Below are 20,116 nucleotides of genomic sequence, written 5' to 3' on the forward strand. Positions count from 1 at the left end.
TGCTGTCAAACCGTGTGGCTGGGCGGCGGAGTCGGACGTAGCGTGACGTCGTATCCGCGGTGGCCCCGCCTTCGCGTCGCGCGCGGGCGCGGCCTCGCGTGCCACACGGAGAACCACGATGTCTTCGCCGTCCACCACGACGCCCGACTCCCACAAGCCTTTCCTCACCGACGTCCAGACGATCCGCGAGCGCGCGCGCCAGCACATGGAGCGCGGTGCGGTCACGGAAGGCTACCGGGCCGACCGGGAGACGGTGCTTCGCCTGCTCAACGAGGCGCTGGCGACCGAGGTCGTCTGCGTGCTGCGCTACAAGCGCCACTATTTCTGCGCGACCGGAATCAACGCCGAAAGCGTCGCCGCCGAGTTCCTCGAGCACGCGGGCCAGGAACAGGAACACGCCGACGAGATCTCGCGCCGCATCGTGCAGCTCGGCGGCGAGCCCAACCTCTCGCCCGAGGGGATGCTCTCGCGCAGCCATTCGGAATATGTCGAAGGCCAGTCGCTGATCGACATGATTCGCGAGGACCTGGTTGCCGAGCGCGTCGCGATCGAAAGCTATACTGAAATGGTGCGTTACATCGGGCAGGACGACCCGACGACGCGACGGATGCTCGAAGGGATCCTGGCCGTCGAGGAGGAGCACGCCGACGACCTGCAGAACCTTCTCGAGCGAATCAGGACCTGACGAACGCCGTGCAGGTGCGCGCGCCGAAGAACCGCAAGGGCGGCGGCGAGCCGCTCCGGGTGCTGTCGATCGTCGCGCTCGCGGCGTTCGTGCTGGCGCTGCTGCACATTGCGCGCGACATCCTGATCCCGATCGCACTGGCCACGCTGCTGACGTTCCTGCTCGCTCCGCTGGTTGCCCGCCTGGAGCGCATGACCGGTCGCGTCCTTGCGGTGCTGCTGGTCGTCGCGATGATCTTCACGACAGCCGGTGCCGCCGGCTGGGTACTGACGCACCAGCTCCTCGACCTGGCGGAGAGGCTGCCAGACTACCGCGAGAACATCGTCGGCAGGGTGCGCGCGGTACAGGTCCCCGTCAGGCTTCGCGCCGTGGCCAGCGCCTTCGACGAGGTGCGCAGCGAGTTGCCGGCGGCCGCGCCGCCGGTCGCAGGCGACAACGGCCCGCCTGACGCGGCAAGCCGCTCCGGAAAGAGTGCCGTCCCCGCGTCGTCGCCCATCACGCGCGTCGAGGTGGTCGCCACGCGAGGTGCAGGCTCGATCGAGTTGATCCGCACCATCGTCGCGCCGGTCATGGGGCCGCTCGGAACGACCGGCCTCGTGCTGCTGCTGGTGATCTGCATGCTGCTGCAGCGCGAAGACCTGCGCCGACGCGTGATCCGCCTGGTCGGGCAGGGGCATATCAGCGCGACGACGCGCGCTCTCGACGACGCCGGTCGCCGCGTCTCGCGCTACCTGATGATGCAGGCGGCGATCAACGTCGTATTCGGAATCTCGATCGCGGCCGGACTCTACTTCATCGGCATTCCGAACGCGTTCCTGCTCGGCGGCCTCGCGGCGATGCTGCGCTTTCTGCCATACGTCGGCGCGTGGATCGCAGGGCTGCTTGCGATGATGCTGTCGCTCGCGGTCTCCAGTGGCTGGACGACCCCGTTGCTGACGGTCGGCCTGTTCGCGATGGTCGAATTGCTGACGAACAACCTCTTCGAGCCATGGCTGTACGGCGCAAGCACCGGCGTGACACCGATCGCGCTGATCATTGCCGCTGTCCTCTGGACCTGGCTCTGGGGACCCGTCGGACTGGTGCTGGCCACTCCGCTGACCGTTTGCCTGGTCGTGCTCGGGCGCCACGTGCCCGAGCTCGAATTCCTCGGCGTGCTGCTGAGCGACGAGGAAGCACTGACTCCCGCGGAGGATTTTTACCAAAGAATGCTGACCCCCGGTGAGCACGACGAAATGGACCTCGTCGAGTCTTTCCTGGAATCGAACGCAGTTGCTGCGCTCTACGACGACGTGCTCGTGCCCGTCGTCGTCGCGGCCGAACGGGATGCGCGCCAGGGAGCGCTCGACGCCGAGCAGCTTGCAGCGGTGCACCAGTGCGTTCGCGACGTCGGAAAGGAAGTCGCAGGACGCCCGGAGCCGAAGTCGGCGGGCCCTTCCGTCCGGCTCTCGGTGCTGTGTCTGCCGGTGCGCGCCGAGCGCGACGAGCTTGCCGCTTCGATGCTCGGCCGCCTGCTGCGCCAGCACGGGCTCGACGTCCGGGTGGCCTCCGCGGCAGGCGTCGCCGCCTACTGCGAGGAGCTGGGGCGCATCGAGCCCGACGTGACGGTCCTGTCGGTCGTCGCGCCGACGTCGATGCTGCAGGCGCGCCAGCTCTGCGAGAGGATCCGCAGCCAGGCCGTCGCTACCCGCATCGTCGTCGGGCTCTGGGGCGCGGAACGCGCAAGCTCCCAGGTGCGGCGCCTGTCGGATTCGGGAGCCGCGGCCGTCTTCTACTCGATTGCCGAAGCGGCCGGCGAGATCGCGAAGTCGCCTGGGCGCGACCTGCCGGCAGCCAGTGAGCCCGCCGCGATTTCGGCGTGAGCGCGAAGTGGCCATCGACACCCGCATTCGGATCGAGGCGCGCGATCGAGGGCGCCCGCGATCGCGCGCGAAGCCGTCGTCGAACATCCCTCACTCGCGTGATCTCGCGGTCGCCGGGCCGGCATCGCGAGTTCGCGTGCGTCTTGCGCGGGCCTTGCGCGACTCTTTCCGAGCCTGGCAAAAAGCGACACGCGCACCGCACTGTTGCAGCGATGCACGCCGGAGCATCCGCGTCGCCGCCGCAACCATGCGCCGATGCAGGCGGGCGATACGCGGGGAATGGCACGGTTGCTGCTGGTACGCCGGTGCCATGCTTCGTTCGCGTCGATCGGTCGAAGGTACCAGGCCGGCACGCGCCTTTGCGCGCGTCGACTCTGCTGCGTGCCACTCGACAGCGGGATCGCGCGGCCGCGAAGCAGGGGTGCAGTTCGATCACAGCGCCGCGGCGCCCGGACCGGGCGGCACGGCGAAACGCGAGGTATGCAGATGCAGATGAAGAAAATGGCAGCGACAATGGCCATCGCGGCGATCGTCGGAGCGGGCGCCTTGGCGCTCGCCCAGAATTCCCCCAACAGCTATCCAGCCGACAACTCGGGCAGGAACCAGCGTGACGCCGGCGGCACCACGCAGACAGCCGACAAGCAATCCAACGAAAAAGGCGACGTCGCGATCACCCAGGCGGTGCGCCGCGCCGTCACCTCGGATTCGAGCCTCTCGATCGAGGCCCAAAATGTGAAAATTATCACGAACGCGGGCATCGTTACCCTGCGCGGTCCGGTCAAGGACGAGCAGGAAAAGACGTCCATCGCCGCCAAGGCGAAGTCCGTCAGCGGCGTCGTGCGCGTAGACAACCAGCTCGAGGTTGCGGCGCGCTGAATCGCGTCGCCTCGAAGACGTCGCCGCTCAAGGCGAAGGAGAGCAGGAAATGGCCAAGAAAGCAGTATTCTGTATCGCGTCCAACGCGGCCCAGGCCGAGCGCATTGCCAACGACTTGAGGCAGGCAGGATTTTCCGGAGACGACATCTCGGTGCTGTGCGCCGATCGCAGCGGAAAGCGCGACCTCGGGCACGAAGGGCACTCCAAGGCGCCCGAAGGCGCGACGACCGGCGCGGGAACCGGCGGCGTGCTCGGAGCCGGTCTCGGCTGGCTCGTCGGCATCGGCTCGCTGGCGATTCCGGGCGTCGGTCCTTTCATCGCTGCCGGGCCCATCATGGCGGCGCTCGGCGGAGCAGCTGTCGGCGCGGCCGTCGGCGGCATCGCCGGCTCGCTCGTCGGCCTCGGCATGCCCGAGTACGAGGCGAAGCAGTACGAAGGCAAGATTCGCGACGGCAACATCCTGCTGTCGGTGCACGCCGATGACGGAGACCAGGTGAGTCGTGCGAAGGAGATCTTCAAGCAGGCCGGAGCCCGCGATATCTCGTACACCGGAGAGTCGTCGGTCTCTTCCCGCAAGTCGGCCTGAAGAGAGGCCGGGCGCGGAGAAGGAGTGGATCCACTCCTTCTCCGCGCGTCGCTCAAAGAACAGCGTCGAGAGTATCTCGCTTCTCCGATGGTGGGGCGGGGTGATATGGGTCACCCATGGAGAGTGCGAACGAGCTTTGGCTGGTGCGGCACGGGGAGACCGAGTGGAGCGCCAGCGGGCGGCACACGAGTTTTACCGACCTTGCCCTCACCGACAAAGGACGGCAGGCCGCCATCGAAGCCGGGCGGCGTCTGGCCGGCATCGAGTTCGCGCGCGTGCTGGCGAGTCCCCTCCTGCGTGCGCGGGAAACCTGCTCGCTCGCAGGCTTCGGATCGCGCGCCGAGATCACCGGGGACCTGCATGAATGGCGCTACGGAGAGGACGAGGGCCGTACGACGGCGGAAATCCGCGAGCAGAGGCCGCTCTGGTCGATTTGGACCGACGGGGCGGCGGGCGGGGAGACTCCCGCCGATATCGGCGCGCGCGCCGATCGCTTCATCGCCACCGTTCGCGAAAGCGAAGGCCGGGTGCTCGCGTTCGCGCACGCGCACATCAGTCGCGTGATCGCCGCCCGCTGGATTTCGCATCCGGTCGCCGACGGTGCCGTTCTCAAGCTCGACACCGCTGCCATTTCGGTGCTCGCCTGGGACCGCGACGGCGCCGTCCTCCGTCTCTGGAACGACATCGGCCGCCTTCCTGCCTGACCGTCCAGGCTCTTAGGCACGTATCTGCGAGCCGGGCGCCGAGAAGGGCCCAGATGCGAGGCGGAGGCGCGTGAGTGAGCGCGGGCGCTCGCCGCTCGACATCTCGCGACTCGCTCCTGTACGCCGGAGCGAACGAAGCGCCGCCAGTCCAAGGAGCGCGCGAAGGCGCGCGCCGAGGACGCAGATGGGCCCTTCTCGGCGCCCGGCCCACTTCAGTCGCCGAGAAACGACGCGAGGAAGTCGTGCGTGTCGCTGATGTCCGTGCGCGCCTGGTAATCGGCGCCCTTGCAATTGTTGTTCTGCCCGAAGGAGACGACTGCGACGATGCTCGACGTGTCGTTCAGGTAGACGCCGCCGCCGGAATCGCCGAAGCAGGTTCCGCCCTGGCCTCCCGACGCGCTCGGATTGTTGGACGTGTGCACGTTGAAGCCGCCGTCCAGCGCGCCGCGCAGGTTGACGATGCGCGACGTCGACTTGAACCTCTGGTCCAGCTCGAGCGACTTGGGCTTGACCTCCTGGATTCCATAACCGGCCGTCTCGACGATCACCTTGTTGTGGCCCCTGCCGTGGCGGCCGGCCAGGGCATCGAGAGTCCCGACGGGCGCCAGTGACGCGAACGTCGCGATGTCGCTCGGCGCGTCGAGGACGACGACGCCGACGTCGTGGTCGGCCGGAAATTCCCCGAAATTGTCGTAGAGCGGATGGGGGTACGACGTGCCGCGCGCGAAATTCGGATTGGCCTCGAGCCACGCGCTTCGTGCTGCGTAGAGGCCGGCCGTATCGTTCGGGAAGTCGGCGCTTTTTGGAAAGTCCGCGAGGTCCACGCTCTCGTCAAAGCTGATCCATACGTCGTTGCCGCCGCTTCCACCGGTCGTGACCTGGCCGTCAGTGCCGATCGCGAACGTGCAGTGGCCTGCGCTGAGGAACACCGTCGGCGCGAGCAGGTCTCCCGAGCAGCTGAACCAGCCGGGCTCGGTCGGATCGAAGAAGAGCATGAAGCCGACGTAAGGATGCTCTCCCGCGTCGGGGCTTCCGAACGTGATGGCGTGTGCGGCGGTGGAAAGGCCGAGCAGCACGAGGGTCGCGGCGGCGACGAAAGTTCGACGGTTCACGGAGGTCTCCTTCGCGGCCGCGAGCGGGAGCGCAGTGCCCTCTCGTGCAGCCGTCGGACCGATCGTACCGTGGTCCCCCGGCCGAGCCGAACGCGCGATGGCGCCGGCTCGCGCGATCAGGCCCCGGCCGCAGCAAGCAGTTCGTCGATCGTCGTCAACTTGCGGCGGATGCGCCCCGACGTCGCTCCGAGGTCGCGTTCGCGGCGGTCGATGAGCTTCCACTGGGGCCAGCCGACGACGCGAACGCCGCGCGCGGCCAGCAGCGCGTCGACGGCGGTGCGCGCGACGTCGCCGGACGGCGATGCCGGCAGCAGCGGCAGGTCTTCGATCATCCTGGCGACGGTGGCGGCGGCGTCGGCCTTGTTGGTTCCCACGACCCCGGTGGCACCGCGCTTGATCCAGCCGGCGACGTACAGCTTCGCCGGCGCATCGTAGCCGCGATGCACGCGCCCATCCAGGTTCGGCACGATTCCGGCCCTTTCGTCGAACGGCAGCTCGGCGATCGGTACGCCGCGATAGCCGACTGCGCGCAGCACGAGCCCGGTCTCCATCTCCTCGAAGACACCTGTTCCCGTGGCCGCGGAGCGTCCGGCCTCGTCGCGCACGAGCATGTTCTTCTCGATGCGCAACGATCGCACGCGCTCGTCACCGCACAGCTGGACCGGCGAGTGAAGAAAGCGCAGTTCGAGATGCCTGGTTGCCGCCAGCGGCGGGTTCGCGCCGAGCGACGAGAGCACTTCGAGCTTGTGGCGGTCGTGGGTACTGTGGGGATCGGTGGCGTCGAGATCGCGGCCGACGAGCTCGCGGTCGAGACGGACGGCGACACCGGGCAGCTCGCCGATGTCCTCCAGCTCCTTGGCTGCGAATGCCGACTCGGCCGGACCGCGTCGGGCGAGAATCACGACCTCGCGGATGCGGCTGTGCCGCAGCGCTTCGAGTGCGTAGTCGGCGATGTCGGTCGTCGCAAGGTCGCCGGGGTCACGCAGCAGGATGCGCGCAAGGTCCATCGCGACGTCGCCGATGCCGATGACGACGGCTCTTTCGACGTCCAGATCGACGTCGAGCGACGTGAACTCCGGGTGGCCGTTGTACCACGCGACGAATTCGGTGGCGGAAAGACTTCCCGGCAGATCCTCGCCGGCAATCCCGAGGCGGCGATCGCTCTCACAGCCCGTCGCGAACACGACCTGGTCGTAACAGAGCTCGAGGTCGGTGACGCTGAGATCGTCGGTGCCGACTCGCACGTTGCCGAGGTAACGCACGCGCGGGTCCTCGCACAGGCGGTCCCACGCGGCAGACACGGCTTTGATCTTCGGGTGGTCCGGCGCCACTCCGTAGCGGAGCAGGCCGTAGGGCGCGGGCAGCTTTTCGATGAGATCGACCTCGACGACGAGGCCTGGGCGCTTGAGCAGCGCTTCGACGGTGTAGAAACCTGCAGGCCCGGCGCCGATGACGGCGACGCGAAGAGGTCTGGTACTGGTGCCGGGAGTTGCCGCCGCCATCGGATCCTGCCGTCGCGTTCTGGCGGCGCCGGCCCCTCGCCGCGCCTCCTTGTGCTCCGGTGCCGGCGGGGCTGCAACCCGGGCGCGCACACGGCAAGGCTGGCTGCTAGAGGATGGTACCGTGCATCACGAGCATCGCGACGCTGAAGTAGATCACGAGGCCGGTGACATCGACGAGAGTCGCAACGAACGGGGCGGACGAGGCCGCCGGGTCGGCGCCGAGCCGGCGCAGCAGCAGCGGCAGCATCGAGCCGGAGATCGTGCCCCACAGCACGACTCCCACCAGCGACAGCGACACCGTGATGCCGACCAGGATCCAGTGCGGTCCGTAAAGGTTGGTGAACGCGCTCCAGAGGGCGATGCGCAGGAAGCCGATACAGCCGAGAATCGTGCCTAGCGCCAGGCCGGACATCACTTCGCGGCGCGCGATCCTCCACCAGTCGGACAGCCCGAACTCGCCGAGCGCCATCGCGCGGATGATGATGGTCGAAGCCTGGGAGCCGGAGTTGCCGCCGCTCGAGATGATCAGCGGCACGAACAGCGCGAGCACGACGGCTTTGGAGATCTCGTCCTCGAAATACCCCATCGCGGTGGCTGTCAGCATTTCGCCGAGGAACAGCGCGACGAGCCAGGTCGCCCGCTTGCGCACCATCGTCGAGAACGGGGTGGTCAAGTACGGATGATCGAGGGCGCCCGGCTCGACGGCGCCCATGCGCAGCACGTTCTCGGTCTCTTCCTCGACCATGACGTCGACGATGTCGTCGACGGTGATGCGGCCTACTACGCGCCCGAGCGCGTCCAGCACCGGTACGGCCACGAGATCGTATTTCTCGAAGACGCGCGCCACTTCCTCCTGGTCCTCGTCCACGCGCACCGAGATCGGCTCGTCGGTCATGAAGCGCTCGAGCGGCGTCTCGTCGTCGTTCAGCAGCAGCGCGCGAAGGGGGACCAGGCCCTTCAGGCGCCGCTGCGTGTCCGTCACGAAGATTTCCTGGATGTCGTGGAAGTCGTCGGCGTGTCGCCGGATCGAGTCGACGACCTCGCGCACCGTGTCGGTCGTGGTCGCGACCGCGACCTCGGTCTTCATGATGCCGCCGGCGGTGTCTTCGGGGTACGTCAGCAGCCCGGCGACGTTGCGCCGCACTTCGGGGCTGGCGCGGCGCAGCAGGCGGTCCTTGCGGTCTTCCTCGAGATGGCCGAGCAGATCGGCCGCGTCGTCGGTGTCGAGACGCTCGAGGACCGAGCTCAGTCGAGCGTCCGAAAGCAACTCGACGAGCGCGGCTTTCGAGTGGTCGTTGGCTTCGCGGACGACTTCGGAGGCGGTCTCCGGATCGAGGAGGCGAAAGAGCTGTAGCTGGCGTTCGGGCTCTTCGAGGCTGTCGAGAAGATCGGCGAGATCGGCGGGATGCAGGTCCGAGATCGAGCTGCGCACCGCGGCCTCGTCCCCTGCCTCGAGCAGGGAACGCAGGTCGCCGTGATCAGCGATCTCGGTTTCCGTCGGAGCGCTCATCTCCGATCCGCCTCTTGATGCGCACCAGGACGAGCGAAGTCCGGTCCGAAGGGTCGTGGTCCTCGGGGGCGATTGCCTCCTCGACCTCGTACGCTCCGGCTGCTTCGTCGCCGGTCGCGAGTTTCCGCGCCTCGCCGTTGAGGTCCGGCAGGTACGCGGGCCACGTCAGGAGCCAGGCTCCGTCAATTCCGGGGACGTCGGCGAGCGACTCGCGCACGGGAATCGGCGCGCCCCGGTAGAAGACGGCCCCATAATCGAACGCCCGGTAAAAGAACAGCGGAGACTCCAGTGGAACCAGGCCCTGCACACGGGAGACGAAGTCGCGAGCGCTTCTCTTCGACGCCACTGCCGGCAGCAGCGTCGTCGAGACGGTGGCGGCCAGTGCCAGCACGGCGACGACCGTGGCTGCGACGACCCTGGCCCAGCGTCCGGCCCTCGCGAAAGTGATCGTCGCCCACGCGGCGGCAAGGATCGCGGCCGCGCAGGCCAGCACGAGGGCACGATTGTCATGGATGGCCTCGAGCATCGGCACGACGTTTCCAACGTCCGCGTTGCTGACGAAGTGGCGGAGCCAGGCAGCGGCCGGCACCCCGGCCGCCGCCACGACGAGCAGCAGCGCGATGGTGACGAGAAGGGCTGCGATTGCTGCAGCGCCGGTCACGAGCAGTGCGCGCGCAACTCCGCCGGCGCCGGCGCGCACGATGCGCGACCACGACGTGCCGACGAGCATCGCGTAAGCCGGGTAAGCCGGCAGAAGGTAGACCGCTCGCTTGGAGCCGGCCGCGGAGAACAGCACGAACGTGACTGCTCCCCAGACCACGCAGAAAACGATACGCGCGCGCGCGGCGACAAGAGCCGGCGAAGGGCCGGCCGAAGCCGCGGAAACGGGCGGCGGTGCCTGCGAGGATCCGTCGTCGGCTGGGGGGCCTTCCGGCAGTGCCTGCGTGTCGCTGCCGCGTACCGGAAGCAGCGCGAACGCCACCAGGCCGGGAGCGAACAGCGTCCATGGCGCCATCCCCGCCGCCAGAAGCGGAACGTAGTACCAGAACGGTGCGACGTGCCCGGCCTCGACCGAATCCGGATCGATGACGCGGTAGAAGTTCTCCTTGAGAATCTGCTTCGCGAAGAACGCGCTGCCGCCGCTGGCCAGCGCTGCGGCGTACCACACCAGCGCCGCGCCCGCGGCGAGCGCGAGCAGGCGGACTTCACGCCAGCCGACGAAGCGCAGCTCGCCGCGCACGGCCAGGGTCACCAGCGCGACCGTGCAAGGCAGCACCAGGCCGATCGGCCCCTTGGTCAGAGTTGCCGCAGTGAGCAGCGCGAAGACGATCGCGGGCACGCGCCGGCCGGTCGCGACGGCGTGCTCGAACAGGAGCAGTGCCATCGTGATCAGCGCAGCCAGCACGACGTCCACGCGCGCGCTGACCGAGGACGCCAGCCACTGGAAGCTCGTCCCGAGCACCACGACGACCACGACCGCCGTTGCGGGACCCCACCACGTCCATGCCGCCATCGCGGTGGCAGCCGCGGCCGTAAGCGCCAGCACGAGCCCGGGAAGGCGGATCGCGCTCTCGCTCGTCGCTCCGCGGGCCAGGCACGACAGCGCCGCCATCCAGTGGAACAGCGGCGGTTTGGACGGAAGCTCGTCGCCGTTACGGCGCGGCAGAACGAGCCCTTCGCCGCGGACGATGGTCTGGACGACCAGCGCCTCGCGCGGCTCGCCTTTGGTGAAGAACGGTGTGCGGTCGCTGATCGCGGGCGCCGCGACGAGCGCAGCCAGCGCGAGGAAGCCGGCGATGGCGGCTCCCGCAACGAGGCGCCCGTAGCCCTTCATCCTGGAAGACCGGCGACCATGGTGTCCCGGCGCGATGGACGGCCGTGGGAATCGTGACGTTATAACCGGCGCACCGGCGCTTGCCACCCGTGCGTAGAGGATTTGCCGCCGGCTCCGGCCTTGGCTAGCCTCCGCCGCCATGCCGCTGACCTCGGCCTCTTCGCTTCCTTCCCGGCTAGCATCGGTCTTCGATTTCCTTGCCGCGCTTGCCCGGCGCCATCTCGCGTCGCGCGTCGGACCACGCGGATCGATCCACGTGTTCTCGAGCGCCGGCGGCATTTTCACGCTCGTGCACCAGCACCGCGTCCTTTGCGCAGGAGAGATCATCGAAGACCGGATCGCCCAGCTCCGCTGCGTCGACGGCGGCTACCAGCTCTTCTGGAAGAAGGGCAACGGGCGCTGGACCGCGTATTGCGGACAGGGCTGCGATCCCTTTGTCGGATCGATCGACGATTGCCTGTCGGAGATCGCGCGCGACCCGTTCGGCTGTTACTGGTCTTGATCCTGGCTCGTCCCATCCGCAGTGGGCCGGTGGTCCTCGTCGCCGCATTGCTCGGCTCCGTCGCACTCGCCTGTCATTCACCGCTTCCGATTCCGAAGATCGACTCGACGCTCGAAGGCTGGGCGCAGCCATACGAGGGAGTCGCGGGAGTTCGCATCCACGCGTTCCGCACCGGCGCCGTGCGCAGCGCCGAGGGTGCTGCGTTTGCCGGCGGGAGCTGGACTTCGGTGATCCAGATGGGCGCGTGGGCTTTCGTCATCGAGCATCCGGGCGGCGGGCTGATCGTTTTCGACACGGGGATCTCGCAAAGGGCGCGCACCGATCCCGAGCATTTCGTCGGATGGCTCGGTGCCAGGCTCAATATGCTCGACGTGCCCGAGGGCGCGGGCCTGGCCGACCAGATGCGCGCAGCCGGCCTGGACCCCGCCAACGTGCAGAAGGTCGTGATCTCGCACCTGCACTTCGACCACACGGGCGGCATCCGCGATTTTCCGAATGCAACCGTCATCGTCGCGAAGGCCGAGAAGGACTGGGTCCTTCACGGCCTGACGCGAATGGACTTCGTCGACACCGACGCGCTCGCAGGCATCGAGCGGTGGCAGGAGATCGATTTCCAGGCGGAAAAGCCGATGGCCACGTTCGTGGCGGTCCACGACCTTCTCGGGGACGGCAGCCTGCTTGCGGTCGACCTTGCCGGTCACACGCCGGGCAGCACGGGGCTGATCGTGCGCACGGCCGATGCGCCGGTGCTGCTGACCGGCGATGCGGCATGGACCGAGAACAGCTGGCGCTGGCCGGCGCGGCCGATTTCGGCGTGGGACATGGCGCTGTGGTGGGAGCAGGCCTGGCGCATCCACAAGTTCGCGATGCTCGAGCCTCGTCTCGTCGTCGTGCCGGGCCACGACGACAAAGCCGTGGCGGCGATCGGGATCGCGAGCTTCATCGTGCACGACCTGGCGCCGGCTGCGGCGCCGAAGAAGACGCCCGCCGCGGCCTAGCAGGACTGCTGGCTGCCTACTCGACCATTCCCGGCAGACCGTACAGCGTGCCGTAGTCGTTGTTGCCGTTGCCGGCCCCGATGTCGGTGATTCCGCAGTCGACCTGCGCCGTCATCGCTTTCGACGGCGCCGAAGTCACCGAATTGATCGTGGCCTTGGCGAACCCGACGATCGGCTTGGAACCGGTCGGGTTGCTGCAACTCGTGTCCTGGTAGACCGGAATCAGCACCGTCCAGTTGCCGCTGGCGTCCTTCTTCGAGTCGTAGAGCGCCACCATGTCGGGGAAGGCGCTCGCAACCGTGCCGCCGGTGAAGTTGAACGACGTCGCGCCTGCCGTGGTTGCCGGGCTCGTGTAGCTGCCGTCCTGCAGCCCGTTGAGGATGTTCTTGAGCTTGGCGGCGTTCGACGGAGAGTCGGTGAACGTGTCCCAGCCGGCGCATCCGGTCGCGGTCCCGGTCGGGTAGAACTGGATCGTGTTGTTGCTCTGGCACGAGTGGGAATCGAACCAGAACGACGAAATGCCGACCGGAAGCTGCTCGGTGCCCGGCGGCACGGCGCCGAGCGGGCTCAGCGTTGCCGCTGACGTCGCGGTGATCGAAAGGCTGTCGATCGCGAGCACCCGCGCCGCGGTGGTGGGCACGACGCCGTTTGCCGTCGAGTCGCGCCTCGACTCGATCTGGATCGCCCGCACTCCCTTCGTCTCGGGCGTGACGGTGTGGCTGGTGGTGTCGTAGACGCCGTAGACCACGTCTGCGCTAAGGACGGTCATCGAGACCCGGGCCGCTTTGTTCAGCGCCGCCACGGAATCGATCTTCGCCTGGATGCGCGCCTTGTCGGTGGTCGACAGCGTGTAGTCCTTGTAGCTCGTCGTCGCGCCGAGCGTCTCGTAGACCTTCGCGAGCTCGCGGGTGCCAGCAAGGCTGCCGGCGTCGGAGACATTCTCGAGCTCTGCCTTCGTCACCAGGCCCGAGCCGATGTCGACGACGAGGGCGACCGTCGCGAGCAGCGAGAAGAGCGCCATCGCCATCAGGATCCCGGTCGCACCGCGCTGCGGGTTGCGCTGCTGCTGCACGTGCAATGGGAAAGCTTCGTGACCACTCATCGCAACCTCCTCGTCCGTGCCGGCGCAGGCATCGCTGCACTCCATGCAGCGCAGCAGTGGTGCGCAGGACAGACGCGTGCGTCGCGATCCGAAGATCGCACTGCGGCTCCAACCGGCTCGTCCACCTGCGAGGACTGCCGGCTGTGCTCTGCACGCAATTTCTCCGGGACTGGTCGCGTCCCGGGATCTGGACGGTACCCCCGTACCGCAGCGGCGATCGCCGAATAGCCGGCGACCGAAGACTGCTAATGGCGGCGAACGATCAGTCTGTAAATAGCGCTGACCGGAACATGCCGCGATTAACTGAATGAGCGAAAAATAATTCCACCTTCGGGTGAAAACCCGCGTGTTTACGTGCGAAATTGCACGAATTCAGCGAAGCCCGCATCCGGGGGTTTCGGCGCGCGAGAAGGTGCGTCACCGGACGATGTGCACGCCCACTCGATCGAGTGAACGTGTGCGCAATCGTCCGTTGCTGGTCATGCCCGAGCCAGCGTCCGTCGCGCGGGCGCCAGGCCCCCTCGCGACGGTGCCGGATCAGTCGCGCAGGCGCGAGACCGTCAGCGCGTCGCCTCCCTGGTCGTCGCTCGCCGGAGCCGACTCCCGCACGTACGGGGACGACGAGAGCGCGCGACGCACGGCGCTCTTCATCGCACCGGTGCCGTGCCCGTGGAGCACGAACACGAAGTCGCGACTGTCGAGCATCGCCCGGTCGAGGAAATCCTGGAGCTTCTCGAGCGCTTCTTCGACGCGCGCGCCGCGCAGGTCCAGCGTGTTCGAAGCGCTTCGGATCGCGCGCTCGCGCCAGTCGCTGCCTCCGTTCTCGTCGTGGTGTGACGACGCTGCGCCGCGGGCAACGTCTCTGCCTCGCGTTTGCGCGCGGCCGCCGCGCGAGGCTGCGCGCGCAGGGGCCCTCTCCGGTACGATGATCTCCACTTCGCCCCGCCGGGCACGGACGGTCATCGATCCCACACGGATCTCGAGCGTCTCGAGCCCCGCTTCGACGACGTCGCCGCTGACACCGACGCCGATCACCCGCACGTGATCTCCCACTTGTGCCGGTCGGGACACCGCTTCGCGCGCTTGCCCGGCGCCCACGGCCGCTTCGCGGGCGGCGCGGATAGCCTGGCGCGCCTCGGCCGCCCGGCGCTCGTCCGCCTCGCCGCGAAGCGCGTCGAGGCGCCGGCGCACTTCGGCTTCCGCCTCGTCCAGGCGCCTGAGCGTCGCCGCCGCAGCTTTCTTCTCGAGCTCGCGTGCTCGTCCCTGGATCTCGCTCTCGCGTTCCCCGAGCGCAGCTTCGCGTTGCGCGATGGCCCGTGCGCGCTCTTGGGCTTCGCGAAACTGCGTGCCGAGGCGAGAGCGCTCTTCAGCCAGCGCCTCGAGAGCCTCCAGCGTCGCTCTTTCGCCTTGGTCCATCAGCTCGCGGGCCCGTTCGAGCAGGCTCGGGTCCAGCCCCAGCCGTGCAGCAGCGGCAAGGGCGTGGCTTTCGCCCACTTCACCGGGCACGACGCGGTAGGTGGGTTTCGCGTCACGGTACTCGAGCGCGGAGACCTGGATGCGCGCGTCGCCGGAATGCATCGTCTTGACCTGCGTGTAATGCGTCGTCGCAACGATGCGGGCACCGACGTCGGCAAGGCGCTCGATCACGGCGCGAGCGAGCGCGCCGCCCTGCGCAGGATCGGTTCCCGACGCGATTTCGTCGAGCAGCAGCAGGCTGCCGGGACCGGCCGCCTCCAGCATCGCCGCCAGCGTCGAAAGATGCGCCGAGAAGCTCGACAACCCTTCGTGCACCGTCTGCATGTCGCCGATGTCGGCAAGGACGGGATCGAAGACGTCGACGCGCGACCCGTCGCGCGCGGGAACAAAACAGCCGGCGCGCACCAGCAGCGCGCAAAGGCCGATCGTCTTCATCGCAATGGTCTTGCCGCCGGCGTTCGGTCCGGTGAGCACCAGCACCGGACGCCGCGGCTCGAGCACGAGATCGCTGGCGACGACCGTCGTCATCGACAACGCGAGCACCGGGTGACGTGCAGCGAAAAGCCGCAGCACGCCGTCGCGGCCGACTTCGGGTCGAGTAGCTTGGAGGCGCCGTGCGAGCTGGTCGCGCGCGCACGCAAGGTCGATGCGGGCACCGGCGTCGAGGGCGATACCGAGAGGTTCCGCGCACGCTCCCGCGGCGGCTGACAGCTCGGCGCGAATGCGTCGTTCCTCGTCGCGCAGCGCCGCTTCGGCCATTCGCTTCTGGTTGCCCGAGGGCACGATTGCCGCGGGCTCGACGAATACCGTCCGCTCGGTCCGCGACGCATCGTGGACGATTCCGAGCCCGAGCCCTTTCGCGTGCGCCTTGACCGGCACGACGAAGCGGTCGCCACGCGTCGTGACGTAGCGGTCCTGGAGAATGTCGGCGTACTCGGCGGACTCGAGGATTCCTTCCAGGGTGTCGCGGATGCTGCGCTCGAGGCCGGCGATGCGGCGGCGCAGCTCCCCGAGTACGGGATACGTCGTCGCCGAGAGCGCCCCGTGCTCGTCGAGGGCCGACTCAAAGGACCGGGACAGCGCCCGGTCGACGATTGCTGCCGTGCCGACACGTGCGAGCACGGGCGCCGCATTGCGGTTGGCCGCAAGGAAATCCTGGAGAGCCACGAGCGACGCCAGCGTGGAGCGCACGATGGCGATGTCCTCGAGGTCGAGAACCTCGCCGCGCGCCGCGCGCACCAGCATGTCGGTAATTTCTTCGGCTCCGGAAACCGGCGGACTTCCGAGCCCCCGTTCCTCCAGGGTGCGCAGCTCGTCGATCTCGTCGAAGCTCTCGGTGATCGCATCGATGTCGCTTCGAAGAGCGACCGACCGCGCGGCGCGGCGGCCTGCCGGCGTGCGGGCGCAGGAGGCCAGCATTTCGACGACGAACGGCCAGTCGAGGCCGGCCAGCGTGCGGTCGCCGAGCTGAGCGAGCCGGGCAATTCGAACTGGATCAGGAAGCGCCACCGACGGCCTCTTACCCCGGAAGATTCCGCAACGCCCGCACCTGTTGCCCCTCGCAGGATTCATCGCCGGGCCGCCCGCCTGGCAGGCGCCCAGGCGCCACCTCTTGCGTCACCGCGCCGTCCGACGCGAAATGGCCCCCGCCGCGACGGAGGGTCGGATGCTTTCGGATTACCGCGCAACGAGGTTCTCGTGGGAAGGAAGGGAGAAGTCGGTCTACGTGCGCGGCCAGGGGCCGGCCGTGATCGTGATCCACGAGATCCCAGGCATTACGCCGAAGGTCGTGCGCTTTGCCGACTGGGTGGTCGAAGCGGGCTTCCGCGTCTACATGCCGCTTCTGGTCGGTGAGGTCGGGCGCGCTCCTACCCATCTTTACGTGCTCGCGTCGATGGCGAAGGTCTGCATCAGTCGCGAATTCGCCGTGCTGGCCTCGCACCGCTCCAGTCCGGTCACCAACTGGCTGCGCGCGCTCGCCCGGCACGCGTCGGCGGAGACCGGCGGCGGACCGGTCGGCGCCGTCGGCATGTGCTTCTCCGGCAACTTCGCACTGTCGATGATGATGGAGCCGAGTCTGATGGCGCCGGTGCTTTCCCAGCCGTCGATGCCGTTCTGCATCGACGCGGCCCGCGGTGCGGCGCTGCACGTTTCTCCCGAAGAGCTTCGCTGCGTCAAGGAGCGCTGCGCGAAGGGCGACAAGGTGCTCGGCCTTCGCTTCAAGGGGGACTTCTCGTCGCCTGGCTCCAAGTTCGAGACGCTGCGACGCGAGATCGGCGATGCTTTCGAAGGCATCGAGCTCGAGGATTCCTGCGCGAACCCCGACGCGCTGATGAAACGGCCCCACAGCGTGCTGACCGAGCATCTGATCGACGAACAGGGACAACCGACGAAGCGGGCCGCCCAGCGCGTCATCGAATTCTTCGGCGAACGGCTGCGCGGGGGCGCGGCCGTGGCCGCGGGCTGAAGGCTGCCAATGGGCTCCGTGACAAACATGGGGATCGTTCGAGGGTTCACGCTGGCGGCGGCTCTGCTTGCGCTTCCGGCCGCAGCCCACGCGCAGTTTTCGTCGACGACCACGACGACGACGTTGTTCACCGGTACCACGACCACGACGATGTTCACTCCGGTGGACGTCAGCTCCGGCGGGGACTTCGAGGGAAGCTTCCCGGCCGGCTCCTTCGACGAGTACACGTTCACGCTGGATGCTCCGCGCGTGCTGGTCGCCGAGACCACCAACGGCTTTGGAGGCTGCCCCGGCGACACGATCGTCGAGCTGCTGCATCCCGGTGCGCCGTCCAACTGCGCCGGCCAGTACGGCGACGACCTTCCGTGCATGGCCTTCGACGACGACTCGGGAATCGCGCTGTGCTCGCGCCTCGTGCACCGCATCCTGCAGCCGGGAACCTACCTGATCCGCGTTTCCGTCTACGGAGGCGGAAAGCTCAACCGCTACTTCCTGCACGTCGAGTTCGACGAGGAGCAGTGCGGCAACGGCAAGGTCGAAATCACCGAGCAGTGCGACGACGGCAACCTCGCCGACGGTGATTGCTGCTCGTCATCGTGCATGTTCGATGCCAACGGAGCGTTCTGCGACGACGGCCTGTTCTGCGACGGCACCGACTCGTGCGATGGCGCCGGCCACTGCAGCAAGCACAGCGGCCAGATCTGTCCGGGTCCGGACGGCGACGCCAACTGCGCCGAGTCGTGCAGCGATGCCGCCGGCGGCTGCACGGGCCCCGACCCGAACGGCAGCCCGTGCGACGACGGCATCTTCTGCAACGGCACCGACACCTGTCTCAATGGAACCTGCAGCGTGCACAGCGGCAACCCGTGCGCCGGCCCGGACGGCGACAGCAACTGCTCGGAATCGTGCAGCGAGCTGAACAAGACGTGCACGGCGCCCGACCCGGACGGCTCGGTGTGCAACGACGGCGTGTTCTGCAACGGCAGCGACCATTGCCTGGGCGGAGCCTGCAACGTTCACAGCGGCAACCCGTGCCCGGGGCCGGACGGAGACGGCAACTGCTCGGAGTCCTGCAACGAGGGCAACAACACGTGCACGGCGCCCGATCCGGACGGCGCGGCATGCAACGACGGCCTGTTCTGCAACGGCACCGACAGCTGCCACAGCGGAAGCTGCAGCGCGCACTCGGGCAGCCCGTGCCCGGGCCCCGACGGAGACGCCAACTGCGCGGAGTCGTGCAACGAGCAGGGCAAGACCTGCAATGCACCCGATCCGAACGGCTCGCCGTGCGAGGACGGGCTGTTCTGCGACGGCACCGACACGTGCCAGAGCGGGCACTGCAGCGCGCATTCGGGCAACCCGTGCCCGGGTCCCGACGGGGACGCCAACTGCTCGGAGACCTGCAGCGAGCCGCTGAAAAGCTGCGAAGGCGCCGATGCGAACGGCTCGCCGTGCAACGACGGCATCTTCTGCAACGGCACCGACAGCTGCCTCAATGGAAGCTGCAGCGTACATTCGGGCAATCCGTGCCCAGGCCCAGACGGCGACGCGAACTGCTCGGAAACGTGCAACGAGCAGACGGCTGCCTGCACGGCTCCCGATCCGGACGGCTCACCGTGCAGCGACGGCTCGTTCTGTGACGGCGCCGACTCGTGCAGCGGCGGTGCCTGCAGCATCCACGCGGGCAACCCGTGCCCCGGCCCCGACGGCGACGCGAACTGCTCGGAATCGTGCGACGAGAACAAACACGCGTGCACGGCGCCGGACCCCGATGGATCCGCGTGCGACGACGGCCTTTTCTGCGACGGCACCGATACCTGCGCCGGCGGCAATTGCAGCCAGCATTCGGCGCCGGCCTGCCCAGGCCCGGACGGTGACAGCGACTGTTCCGAATCGTGCAGCGACAGCGCGGCCGGCTGCACGGGTCCCGATCCGAACGGCAGTCCCTGCGACGACGGCATTTTCTGCAACGGCGCCGACTTCTGCCAGAACGGCGCTTGCAGCGGACATGCCGGCAGTCCCTGTCCGGGCGCCGACGGCGACGGCAACTGCTCGGAGTCGTGCAACGAGAATACCAAGGCCTGTGACGCTCCGGATCCGGACGGCTCGGCGTGCGACGACGGCGTGTTCTGCAACGGCGCCGACAGCTGCGACGGCGGCCTGTGCGGTTTTCATCCGGGCGATCCGTGTCCCGGCCCGAACGGTGACGGCAATTGCTCGCAGTCGTGCAACGAGCAGGCAAAAGCGTGCGAGGGGCCGGATCCGGACGGCTCTGCGTGCGACGATGCGGTTTTCTGCAACGGTGCCGACACCTGCAGCGGCGGTGCATGCAGCGTGCACGCCGGCGATCCGTGTCCCGGCCCCGACGGCGATGGCAATTGCGCCGAATCCTGTGACGAACAGGCAAAAGCCTGTGATGCCCCCGACGCATTCGGCTCGTGGTGCGACGACGGCAACCCTTGCACCGTGACGTCTTCCTGTGATGGTGACGGCAATTGCGCCGGCGGCGCCCCGACCAACTGCAACGACAACGACGACTGCACGACGGACGCGTGCACCAATGGCGGCCTCGGCTGCTCGCACACGCCGATCCCGAATTGTCCCGCCGTGACCTGCGGCGACGTCAACGGCGATTCGAGCATCAAGGCTTCCGATGCGCTGAGCATCCTCAAGGCCGCGGTGGGAGGCACCCAGTGCCAGGGCAAGGTCTGCGTCTGCGACGTCAACTCGAGTGGAACGCTGACGGCTTCCGACGCGCTGCTGGTGCTCAAGTTCTCGGTCGGCATCCAGGTCACCCTCGCCTGCAATTGCTGACGGTCCACCGCTGCCCGGCGCGACGAGCGCACCAGGCCCGCGCTTGATCGGTCCGTCGCGGGCACCTAGGTTCGGCCGGATGCAGCTTT

General features: G+C 68.1%; 15 protein-coding genes. 9 read left to right on the forward strand and 6 right to left on the reverse strand.

Annotation, left to right across the window (positions count from 1 at the left end):
• Window positions 1-118: 118 nt before the first annotated feature.
• The 5 genes from VGK20_02830 to VGK20_02850 all read left to right on the forward strand — a co-directional run bounded on the left by VGK20_02830 (window position 119) and on the right by VGK20_02850 (window position 4,710).
• A complete protein-coding gene (locus VGK20_02830; GenBank protein ID HEY2772969.1) occupies window positions 119-685 on the forward strand; it encodes a ferritin-like domain-containing protein in 567 nt (188 codons plus the stop codon).
• Window positions 686-693: 8 nt separating this feature from the next.
• Window positions 694-2,544 (forward strand): AI-2E family transporter, encoded by a 1,851-nt coding sequence (locus tag VGK20_02835; GenBank protein ID HEY2772970.1) that lies wholly within the window; start codon window positions 694-696, stop codon window positions 2,542-2,544.
• A gap of 486 nt (window positions 2,545-3,030) precedes the next feature.
• Window positions 3,031-3,420, forward strand: coding sequence for a BON domain-containing protein (locus VGK20_02840; GenBank protein HEY2772971.1), 390 nt, complete (start codon window positions 3,031-3,033; stop codon window positions 3,418-3,420).
• Between the two features lie 49 nt (window positions 3,421-3,469).
• Entirely contained in the window at window positions 3,470-4,006 is a 537-nt protein-coding gene (locus VGK20_02845) for a DUF3341 domain-containing protein (protein HEY2772972.1), read from the forward strand.
• A gap of 116 nt (window positions 4,007-4,122) precedes the next feature.
• The gene (locus VGK20_02850) at window positions 4,123-4,710 is read left to right on the forward strand and encodes a histidine phosphatase family protein (protein HEY2772973.1); all 588 of its coding nucleotides are present in this window, start codon (window positions 4,123-4,125) and stop codon (window positions 4,708-4,710) included.
• Window positions 4,711-4,922: 212 nt separating this feature from the next.
• Here VGK20_02850 and VGK20_02855 read toward each other — a convergent pair whose 3' ends face one another.
• The 4 genes from VGK20_02855 to VGK20_02870 form a co-directional block, all read right to left on the reverse strand.
• Window positions 4,923-5,822 (reverse strand): trypsin-like serine protease, encoded by a 900-nt coding sequence (locus tag VGK20_02855; protein ID HEY2772974.1) that lies wholly within the window; start codon window positions 5,820-5,822, stop codon window positions 4,923-4,925.
• A 116-nt stretch (window positions 5,823-5,938) separates the two neighbouring features.
• Window positions 5,939-7,324 carry an FAD-dependent oxidoreductase gene (locus tag VGK20_02860; GenBank protein ID HEY2772975.1) on the reverse strand — a complete coding sequence of 462 codons (1,386 nt, stop codon included), beginning with the start codon at window positions 7,322-7,324 and terminating at the stop codon, window positions 5,939-5,941.
• Window positions 7,325-7,430: 106 nt separating this feature from the next.
• A complete protein-coding gene (mgtE, locus tag VGK20_02865) occupies window positions 7,431-8,834 on the reverse strand; it encodes a magnesium transporter (protein HEY2772976.1) in 1,404 nt (467 codons plus the stop codon).
• Entirely contained in the window at window positions 8,803-10,668 is a 1,866-nt protein-coding gene (locus tag VGK20_02870) for a glycosyltransferase family 39 protein (protein HEY2772977.1), read from the reverse strand. The genes mgtE and VGK20_02870 overlap by 32 nt, the downstream gene beginning before the upstream one ends.
• A gap of 139 nt (window positions 10,669-10,807) precedes the next feature.
• Between VGK20_02870 and VGK20_02875 the strand changes: the two genes are divergently transcribed.
• Together VGK20_02875 and VGK20_02880 are read left to right on the forward strand one after the other, a co-directional pair.
• Complete coding sequence (locus VGK20_02875) at window positions 10,808-11,170, forward strand: DUF3024 domain-containing protein (protein HEY2772978.1); 363 nt, start codon at window positions 10,808-10,810, stop codon at window positions 11,168-11,170.
• Complete coding sequence (locus VGK20_02880; GenBank protein HEY2772979.1) at window positions 11,167-12,168, forward strand: MBL fold metallo-hydrolase; 1,002 nt, start codon at window positions 11,167-11,169, stop codon at window positions 12,166-12,168. The genes VGK20_02875 and VGK20_02880 overlap by 4 nt, the downstream gene beginning before the upstream one ends.
• 16 nt (window positions 12,169-12,184) lie before the next feature.
• Here VGK20_02880 and VGK20_02885 read toward each other — a convergent pair whose 3' ends face one another.
• Window positions 12,185-13,270: a pilus assembly protein TadG-related protein gene (locus VGK20_02885; GenBank protein HEY2772980.1), complete on the reverse strand. Its 1,086-nt coding sequence runs from the start codon at window positions 13,268-13,270 to the stop codon at window positions 12,185-12,187.
• A 537-nt stretch (window positions 13,271-13,807) separates the two neighbouring features.
• Window positions 13,808-16,255, reverse strand: coding sequence for a Smr/MutS family protein (locus VGK20_02890; GenBank protein ID HEY2772981.1), 2,448 nt, complete (start codon window positions 16,253-16,255; stop codon window positions 13,808-13,810).
• Between the two features lie 157 nt (window positions 16,256-16,412).
• On the opposite strand from VGK20_02890, the gene VGK20_02895 reads away from it, so the two are divergent.
• Both VGK20_02895 and VGK20_02900 read left to right on the forward strand, forming a co-directional pair.
• Window positions 16,413-17,213: a dienelactone hydrolase family protein gene (locus VGK20_02895; GenBank protein HEY2772982.1), complete on the forward strand. Its 801-nt coding sequence runs from the start codon at window positions 16,413-16,415 to the stop codon at window positions 17,211-17,213.
• A gap of 9 nt (window positions 17,214-17,222) precedes the next feature.
• Window positions 17,223-20,027: a dockerin type I domain-containing protein gene (locus VGK20_02900; GenBank protein HEY2772983.1), complete on the forward strand. Its 2,805-nt coding sequence runs from the start codon at window positions 17,223-17,225 to the stop codon at window positions 20,025-20,027.
• Window positions 20,028-20,116 lie beyond the last annotated feature (89 nt).

The organism is Candidatus Binatia bacterium, from assembly GCA_036493895.1.
Taxonomy (GTDB): domain Bacteria; phylum Desulfobacterota; class Binatia; order UBA1149; family CAITLU01; genus DATNBU01.

Excerpts from the sequence above, each read along its gene's own strand:
- VGK20_02830 (HEY2772969.1), top strand. The coding sequence starts at position 119 with ATGTCTTCGCCGTCCACCACGACGCCCGACTCCCACAAGCCTTTCCTC.
- VGK20_02840 (HEY2772971.1), top strand. The coding sequence starts at position 3,031 with ATGCAGATGAAGAAAATGGCAGCGACAATGGCCATCGCGGCGATCGTC.
- VGK20_02845 (HEY2772972.1), top strand. The coding sequence starts at position 3,470 with ATGGCCAAGAAAGCAGTATTCTGTATCGCGTCCAACGCGGCCCAGGCC.
- VGK20_02850 (HEY2772973.1), top strand. The coding sequence starts at position 4,123 with ATGGAGAGTGCGAACGAGCTTTGGCTGGTGCGGCACGGGGAGACCGAG.
- VGK20_02860 (HEY2772975.1), bottom strand. The coding sequence starts at position 7,324 with ATGGCGGCGGCAACTCCCGGCACCAGTACCAGACCTCTTCGCGTCGCC.
- mgtE (HEY2772976.1), bottom strand. The coding sequence starts at position 8,834 with ATGAGCGCTCCGACGGAAACCGAGATCGCTGATCACGGCGACCTGCGT.
- VGK20_02870 (HEY2772977.1), bottom strand. The coding sequence starts at position 10,668 with ATGAAGGGCTACGGGCGCCTCGTTGCGGGAGCCGCCATCGCCGGCTTC.
- VGK20_02875 (HEY2772978.1), top strand. The coding sequence starts at position 10,808 with ATGCCGCTGACCTCGGCCTCTTCGCTTCCTTCCCGGCTAGCATCGGTC.
- VGK20_02885 (HEY2772980.1), bottom strand. The coding sequence starts at position 13,270 with ATGAGTGGTCACGAAGCTTTCCCATTGCACGTGCAGCAGCAGCGCAAC.
- VGK20_02895 (HEY2772982.1), top strand. The coding sequence starts at position 16,413 with ATGCTTTCGGATTACCGCGCAACGAGGTTCTCGTGGGAAGGAAGGGAG.
- VGK20_02900 (HEY2772983.1), top strand. The coding sequence starts at position 17,223 with ATGGGCTCCGTGACAAACATGGGGATCGTTCGAGGGTTCACGCTGGCG.